Consider the following 8,083-nt stretch of genomic DNA (forward strand, 5'->3'; position numbering starts at 1 on the left):
GAAGGCATTATACCAAACATTGGTACTAATGCAAGAGGGCGTCTCATTATTCAGAAAAACGCTCGACGGCCTGAATTAGAGTGCTATAACGTCCTTTATGGCACTCTAACGGAAATTGCGGTCTGGCGAGCGTTGCCGGCCATGTCGGTCAGCACAAAGAATTTTCGGCGCGCATGGGCCCAGCACGCGGCCTCCAGGTAATAAAGCGCAGCGGCTTTGGGGAATACTGTGCATCAGGCCTATGAAGTCCCTCGCCGCCGAGCGCATCCGTCGGGTCGATGCCGTCCTTCGGCGTGAGGTGAGCGGTTCGGGATAGTAGTAAAATCCATTGTGATCGCAACGCGGGCGTCGAATATTGGAACATTCCGGTACATGGTTTCCGCTCGCTGTCGATGCTTGAGATTGATCGATTTGTGCGACGGCCGCGAGACCGGAGTTGGGCTTGGCTACGTATTCGACAGCGTCGCGGTCGGAGCAGCCCGAACAACAGGCCAGCCGTGGCCGCTTTTCCCTCGCTGGCGCGAACGGTGTGTGGCTTTGCGGCCATTAACCTCAGCAGTTTGTTGGATTTCATCGCGAAACCGACATTGTCGAAAATGCACCGTTTGCCAGTCTGCGGGGGTTAAAGGCCAGAGTCGGGGTGTTTACCCCCGAAGTGAAGGCAGTATTAAGTTCGCGCCCGAGATGGGAAATCTTGGCATTTGAAATGCTGCATGGGCGTATGCTGGTCGCAAGGTTTCAAGCGCCCGCGAATGTTCCCAAACAGACAAAGAGCGTCGCCGAGCAGTTCCTTCCAGTCGTCCGTGACGCGTAGTGGGCGCCAGATCAGTGTTGTTCTGCCCCGCTGTTCCACCCTGTCCATGCCGTTACCCGTGGGGGCGGCGCTTGCCGCGAAGGCCGGAAGGCTGGCGATATCCACTACGTCGAGCGGCAAGGCGACCGCTTTGCGGCCCAGCGCTTCAATCTCAGCCACAGCTGCTTGCGCCTCGGTTGCGCCGTTCCGGTAGGTGAGAATGACGTCGCCACCATGGCGCGCAATGCTAAGGGCCGTGTTGCGGCCAAGACCCCGGCTAGCGCCGGTCACAAGTGAAATGGGTGTCATTGGTTTCTCTCTGGTTCGTCTGGTGCGACGAGCCCTTATCCGACATGCTGTTTCGCAAATGTTGCCTAAAGCTTGGCGGTTTTTGCCTGTTTCTCCAAAACTGATATTAAGTTGTCGCTTGCGAGCGTACGGAGATTTGACCAAGGCGCTCTGAGTTCTGAGTACTACGAACAGCCGCTTTGCCTTAAACTCTAGACTTTTTGCCCGATTCTCCGAAGTGGATTGCGTGCTGCGCTCGCTTCGCCTTATCGTTTCATCCATGACCCAAAGCCTACTCGTGGCCGCTCTGCGCTATGCCGAACGTTATCCCAGCCAGGATGGCGTGGCCCTTACACCGATTGCCGGCTTTGCCATTGTCCGCGAGACGCAGCCTAGCGCGCTGCAATATTCGGTCTCGAAACCGCTCGTGGCCCTGTCACTCCAAGGCACCAAGCGCGTGACCTTGGGGACCAATACATTGGACTTCGGTGTCGGTGAGTCTCTCCTGATCATCACTGATGTGCCAACATTTAGCCAAATCACCGGTGCATCGCTGACGGCCCCCTACGTCTCGCTCGTCGTCGAACTCGATGCCGCGATTATTGAAAGCCCGGTGATTCAAATGGGCTCCATGTCGTTCTCGCTCGGCGCTCCGGTGCGGGTGGACCACACTGTAGCGCGACAGGACTGATGGCCGGCCCTGTTGCCTCATCCAAAAATGTTGCCGAGGACCGTGCGCTTGTCGTGGGAGGTCGTTCCGGCTCCATCTACTGCGTTTCCATCTCTGTTTCCTCTCCAATGGCTTCGTCAGCCGGCGGTCGCCCGAATACCATCAGGTGCGCCATGTCCCGCCGCCACTCTTTCAGACGCCGCTGCAGCGTTCGAAGCTGGCCGTTGGCATAGGCATCAGGGTGCTCCGTCCGAAGGCGGGCAAACAGTTCTGCCGACGTTCGCCAGGGCTCAGCCTCAAACCAGGCGCGGAGCTCAACGGCCACGAGTGCGAACGGATCCGGGGTGTTGCGCTTCTTCCTCGTCCCTGGCGCCTTCCGCCGAGCCGTCGGTCGAACCTCCCCCTCCTTCCATGCGGTCCGCAAACTGAAGAGGAACTGTTCGAGCGTCGGCTGTTCGATCAGGAGCGGAACCTCCGGCGCGTCGGCAATTTCTACCAGCCGTCTCTGACCAGCACGAATGTCGTTCAGCAAGCGGACCGGATCGAGGGTCTCAAACTGCGCCTTGACCTGCCGCTTTATCTCATCCGTCGCCCTCGCATCGGCGATCAGCCGTTGGTATGGCGTCGCCGGTGAATGATAGCTCTTTCGAACCTTCGCGCCTTCCCGGGACTTCTCCGCCAGCTTGAACGAAGGCTGGAAGAAGTTCACGAATAACCGGACCGATCTGTAGAGCCGCGCAAGAGCGGCGGCGGCTTCAAGGCCCGCAAACCGCCGATAGCCAACAAGCCGGCGCACGATGGCACCATTCTTTTGCTCGACCCAGGCCTGATCATTCTTCTGGTAGGGTCTGCAGCGTGTGAAGACAATCGAGGAATCTCGGCAGTAGTCGCGCACAGTCTCGTTCATTAACACCGTGTCATTATCAGTGTCGAAGCCAATCAAAGGGAATGGCAGAAGCTTGCGAACTTCACCGAGAACTTCGGTCAGAAGCTTCTGCTCACGATACAGAAGAGGCGCACACTCGACCCACCCCGTCGCGATGTCAGTCAGGACGAGTGTCTGAACAAAGCTGCCAGCGGCCGTTGGGCCGCCATGTGCAACGAGGTCTGCCTCAATGAAGCCGGGTGCTGGATCTCCCCAATCAGAAAACGTCCTCACAGGCACGCTCCGCCGCACCGCAGCTGCCGGTGGTGCTCGCCGACGCTTCTTCCCCGGTTGCCCCTTTGCCTCGCGCAGAGCGCGATCCATGGTCGCCGCGCTCATTGCCAGTAAACCAGTCCGCACTTCGGGGAGCAGTTGGAGATGCCCATGGCGCTCCATCGCCTCGAGCATCACCGGAAGCAATGGCCGTAACCGCTTGCCACAGATCCGGTCAGAAGCTTCCCAGAGCACGATCAGCGCCTCACGGGCCGCATCATCGTAGACGCGCCGGCCGGGGCGAGGCTCAGATCGACGTCCGCGGCTTCGACCCTTCAGCAACCGCGCCGCGTGCTTCCGGTGAAACTTCGTCACCGCCACAAACTCGTCGAGAATGAGACCCCGCTCACTTCGACTACACCCGGCATATCGTTCAACCAGGGCCGCCACTAACTCGTCACGCGTGGCCATGCTGATGCGTCCCATGCCCAACCCCGGTCAGTTCCGGCCGGGAGCATGTCAGGTGAGGCAACGGGTAGAGCCAGGGTAACATTTCAGGTGAGGCAACGCGCCCGGCCATCAGTGGTGTCGCGCTACACTAATTTCCGCCTCGCGATGACAGGGGATTATGACTGCACCACGGGAACCGCGCCCCGGCGGCTGGTGGCTCCGCCGGCCCATCAACAACTTGGGCCGCCGCCAACTTAGCGGGCGTCACAGTAGGTTGACGTTACGCTTCGTCACATCCCCGCCCTATGGGCTGTCCAATGCCAGAGCAGCGCCACGGTCCGTTGCGGCTGGACGCGCCTTACAGCTCCGGACGGGTCGATACCTGGACCAAGTCCAAGTGCCGTGCTGGCCACGAGGTGATGATCGGCTGTACACGACGACTAATGGCGCCTTCCGCTCGCTGATTGCAGGCGTGTATCGCGACGGCAAGTTGGTCGAGGTAGGTCGGGTCGGGACCGGATTCGGCCGGGACAAGGTCGCCCGCATCCTTCCGAAGCTGCAGGCGCGCTGGAGACCGCCAAGAGCCCTTTTCTTGGCAAAACCTCGCCGCGAAGGCTGGGGGAATCCACTGGGTGCGCCCGGTGTTGGTGGCGGAGATCGAGTATGAGGGCTTCACGGCCGATGGTCTGCTGCGGCAAGCGGCGTTTAAGGCTCTACGCGAAGACAACCCCGCTCGAGACGTCGAGACGCTAGAACCGGCACCGGCCACTACCGACCTCAAGGAGCCAGCGCCGGCCATCACGCGCAGCCACGGTCTCCGGGCCAGTGGCTCCGCCATCGTGATGGACGTGGCGCTCTCGCATCCTGATGATCCTGCGAAATATACGATCTGAACCGTTCCAAAACTGATGCAGAGTTCAACCGCTTGGCAGGACTAAAGCGATGGCGTGCGCCCGCTCTCGGAGTCGATTGAGCGCCTGGGAAAGGTGTGAGGCCGAGCGCAGCTGGCAGTTCTTGAGGCAGTAGAAGCTCAGGGCGCGTAAGGCTATTCGCATGCCTGAAATTAGGCTTTCGCCTTCTCGACCGCCCTTTGAGCGGCTGCGCGGTCACCGCGCCCCGTGACGCGGAAATCGCCGCCATTGAGCCGATTGTAGGTTTTGGAAAAAGGTCTCGATCTCGGCAGGGAGATTTTCCCGAAGATCATCCAGGCTATGGATATGTTCATGAGTTCGCGCGTGAGTCGCGACGGCCAGTAGGCGATCGTTTCGCTCCCACGCACCGTCCTTGGAACGCTGCTCAGCCTCGATAACTCCGATCAATCGAGCTTCTACCACGCATCCGGAAATAGCCGGCGCGTCCAACAACACCAGAACGTCGATGGGGTCGGAGTCGTCGGCCTGGGTCGAAGGAATGAATCCGAAGTCAAAAGGGAAAAGCATACCTTCGGGCAGGACATGCTTCAGTCTCATGGTATTGATCGTCGGGTCGAAGCCGAACTTGTTACGACTTCCTTTGGGCGTCTCGATCACGATGTTCAATAACCCCGACTCCGTAAAGGCAGGGAGTTCAGCCAACATCCACTTGTCGCTCATCGTCAGATTGCCTCGCTTTAGCCACGAGATGGTCCGACGCTAGCACGGAACAAGACGTGTCCGCAGAAGCCTGCAACCGACGATGACGTTGATAAGCATCAAACGAGCGCCGTCTTAGGATCCGCAGCAGACGACGGATAAGGGTCGTAACAACTCCAATGGGGGCTGCCCCATCGAGATAGTGTGACTCGGCTGCGCATTGGAGCGGGCGGGTGATCGCCGCATCTGAGGGTTTCGTTCGGTCGCGTGACCGGGTCACTTCTTCCCAGGCGGAACTTTCCCATGTCTCGTGATCCTACGACCCTCTATCCGCGCCCTCCCTTCGAGCCACAACAGCAGAGCTTTCCTGGCAAAACGGCCCCGATGGACCCTAAGCCAGACCATGGCGAGGAAAGCTACAGGGGCAGCGGTCGCCTTGCTGGTAAGGCGGCGTTGATCACCGGCGGAGACAGCGGCATCGGCCGCGCTGTTGCGATCGCCTTCGCCCGTGAAGGCGCCGATGTCGCCATTGCCTATCTGTCGGCTGAAGAGGCCGAAGCGCGTGAGGTCGAGGCGCTGATTACTCAAGCCGGCGTTCGCGCCTTGCTGTTGCCGACCGATATCTCCAAATCGGCTGAGGCGCGCGCGATCGTTGCTAAGACCACCGAGTTTTTCGGTAAGATCAACGTACTCGTCAACAATGCAGCTTTCCAAGTCCCGACGCCGTCGCTCGAGGAAACGAAGGACGAGGACTGGGAGGCTATGTTCGCCACCAATGTGCACGGCACATTCTACATGACGAAGGCGGTTGTTGGCGTCATGAAACTGGGTGGATCCATTATCAACACCGCCTCCGTCAATACCAAGAACCCCCCGCCGTCGCTGTTCGGCTATTCCGCTACGAAGGGAGCCATCGGGAACATGACGGTTGCGTTTGCTCAGCTGCTGGCCGAGAAGGGCCTACGCGTCAACGCCGTGCTGCCCGGCCCTATCTGGACCCCCTTCATTCCATCCGGCATGGAGGGCGACGCCGTCAAAACTTTTGGCTCCAAGACGCCGTTCGGTCGGCCGGGACAGCCGGTTGAAGTAGCGCCGCCTTACGTGATGCTGGCTTCGGACGAATCCAGCTACATTTCGGGCGCCCTCATAACGGTTGCCGGCGGAATGCCGATCTTCTGAGGATCAGCCGAGTGCAGAGACAATCGTAAATAGCGCCACACCAACGACGAGCCAGGTCAAGTAATCTTTACACTAGTCCGCTGTGGACGGCTTGTAAGACCCAAGCCGCGGCCTGGTGGCGACGGCGACGGCCCCCAGCCTGCGGCTGTTACATGCCAATCCATCAAGCGCGATAGTCAAGTCTTTCGAATAGCCTTAAAGTTCGCCACGAGTGGCTAGGGCTTTGATACGATCGGCGGTGCGAAGCGCGATGGCGGTGATGGTCAGGGACGGATTGACGCCGCCGACTGTCGGGAAGACCGAGCCGTCGCAGATCCAGAGATTGGGAATATCCCAGCTCCGGCAATCGGCGCTGACGACACTGCTACGTGGATCGCTGCCCATGCGCGCAGTACCGGCGAGGTGGTTGGTGTCGTCTTCCTGGCGGAAGATATCCGTCGCGCCGACTAGCTCCAGGCTCGTCTGCATTTCGCCGAGGGCATGTTGGATCAGCGCTTTGTCGTTGTCGCTCCAGCTATAGGTAATACGCGGAATGCGCAGACCGTACTGATCGACCTCATCTGTCAGTGTGACCTGATTGCGCACGCTGGGGAGCATTTCTCCGACCATTTTGAGGCCGACCTGGTGATTATATTGCATCATCTGCTCGCGCAACGGCGCGCCCCATAGCTTGCGGGAACCAGTGACCACGGTGGCCCATTCGACCGGCAAGGGGCCCTGCGCCATCCAGCAATAACCGCCCTGAAAGTTCTTGCGGTCGTCATAGTTCCAATGTTCTGTGATAGCGAGTGAGGGTGGCCCTTTGTTCCAGCGCACCTCCTTGTCCATGACGCCCCAAACCGCCTGGTTGGATTGGGTCATGAGATTCTTGCCGACGAGGCCGGAGCTATTGGCAAGACCGTCAGGGTAACGATCATTTGCGGAAGCCAGCAGCAGCCGCGGTGTCTCGATCGCATATCCCGCGACAACAATATTGCGGGCCTTTTGGAAGCGCCAGCGCCCCTCACGGTGATAATGGACCCCGGTCGCTCGTCCGTCAGGCCCAGTTTCGACCCGCCCGACCATGGCGAGGTCGCGGATTTCGGCGCCTGCCGCGATGGCGCGTGGAATGAAGGTCACCAGCTGACTCTGCTTGGCGTTGGTCGAGCAGCCGAACCGGCAAAAGCCCCGATAGACGCAGGGCGGCGAATTGCCATGTGGCGCCGAGACAGTGGCGAGCGGCGTCGCGGTCCATTTATATCCCATGGCCTCCGCGCCACGCGCGAGCAGTTCGGCGGCGCCATTCAATTCGTGCGGACGATAGGGATAGCGCGGGCGCTTCGGTCCCCATGGGTACTTGACGGGCCCGGCGATGCTGAGGGCCTTCTCGGCGCAGGTGTAGTAATCCCACATCTCGCGCCAATCGAGGGGCCAATCCGCGCCGTAGCCGAGCGCGCTGCGGGATTTGAACCATTCGGGCCGAAACCGTAGCGAGACCATCGCAAAATGGACCGTGCTGCCGCCGACGGCTTTGCCGCTGTTCTTGCCTCCCATGCGAATGGGATTGCCGCCGTCGATGATGCGCTGGTCAAGCCAGTAAAGCTTCTGTTGCTCGGCCTCGTCCGAAGCGAAGTCTTCCAGCGGCCGAAAATAGGGGCCGGCGTCGAAGCCAATGACGGAGAAACCTTGTTCAGCGAGCCGGGCGATGAGCGGCCCGCCACCAGCGCCGGTGCCGATGACGACGAAATCAACCACGTCGTCTTCCGCGTAGCTCCGCATCTCCACCCAGCCGCCTGGCTTGAAAACGTCCGGCGCGCGGCCGCCGATGGCGCGAGGTGCGGCAAGAGGATCAGCGGACACGCGCATTCTCGTGGCGTGCGGTCTCTTCCTCGCCGGGCTTGGCCCCCACGGCTTCCCAGGGGTCGCGACGATCCAGTCCCATGCGGACATAGCCGCGAGGACTGGCCGGTCCGCCAAAGCCAATTTCACTCCAGGCCGTCGGATGCGCGTAATAG

General features: G+C 60.3%; 6 protein-coding genes and 1 pseudogene. 3 read left to right on the top strand and 4 right to left on the bottom strand.

The window, feature by feature from the left end:
• Positions 1–667: 667 nt before the first annotated feature.
• Positions 668–1,102 carry an SDR family NAD(P)-dependent oxidoreductase gene (locus GSQ92_RS25135; protein WP_159014232.1) on the bottom strand — a complete coding sequence of 145 codons (435 nt, stop codon included), beginning with the start codon at positions 1,100–1,102 and terminating at the stop codon, positions 668–670.
• A gap of 226 nt (positions 1,103–1,328) precedes the next feature.
• Between GSQ92_RS25135 and GSQ92_RS25140 the strand changes: the two genes are divergently transcribed.
• Entirely contained in the window at positions 1,329–1,772 is a 444-nt protein-coding gene (locus GSQ92_RS25140) for an AraC family transcriptional regulator (protein ID WP_216856936.1), read from the top strand.
• Positions 1,773–1,848: 76 nt separating this feature from the next.
• On the opposite strand, the gene GSQ92_RS25145 is transcribed toward GSQ92_RS25140, so the two are convergent.
• Complete coding sequence (locus GSQ92_RS25145) at positions 1,849–3,375, bottom strand: transposase (protein ID WP_159014234.1); 1,527 nt, start codon at positions 3,373–3,375, stop codon at positions 1,849–1,851.
• A gap of 142 nt (positions 3,376–3,517) precedes the next feature.
• Here GSQ92_RS25145 and GSQ92_RS31160 point away from each other — a divergent pair.
• A pseudogene (locus GSQ92_RS31160) lies at positions 3,518–4,232 on the top strand (hypothetical protein).
• Between the two features lie 213 nt (positions 4,233–4,445).
• Here GSQ92_RS31160 and GSQ92_RS25155 read toward each other — a convergent pair.
• Positions 4,446–4,931, bottom strand: coding sequence for an inorganic diphosphatase (locus tag GSQ92_RS25155; protein ID WP_159014236.1), 486 nt, complete (start codon positions 4,929–4,931; stop codon positions 4,446–4,448).
• 282 nt (positions 4,932–5,213) lie between these two features.
• On the opposite strand from GSQ92_RS25155, the gene GSQ92_RS25160 reads away from it, so the two are divergent.
• Positions 5,214–6,089, top strand: a complete 876-nt coding sequence (locus GSQ92_RS25160; RefSeq protein ID WP_159014238.1) for an SDR family oxidoreductase — start codon at positions 5,214–5,216, stop codon at positions 6,087–6,089.
• 195 nt (positions 6,090–6,284) lie between these two features.
• On the opposite strand, the gene GSQ92_RS25165 is transcribed toward GSQ92_RS25160, so the two are convergent.
• A complete protein-coding gene (locus GSQ92_RS25165) occupies positions 6,285–7,928 on the bottom strand; it encodes a GMC family oxidoreductase (protein WP_254066686.1) in 1,644 nt (547 codons plus the stop codon).
• Positions 7,929–8,083: the final 155 nt, after the last annotated feature.

The organism is Acidisoma sp. S159 (assembly GCF_009766125.1).
In the GTDB taxonomy this organism is placed as follows: Bacteria; Pseudomonadota; Alphaproteobacteria; order Acetobacterales; family Acetobacteraceae; genus Acidisoma.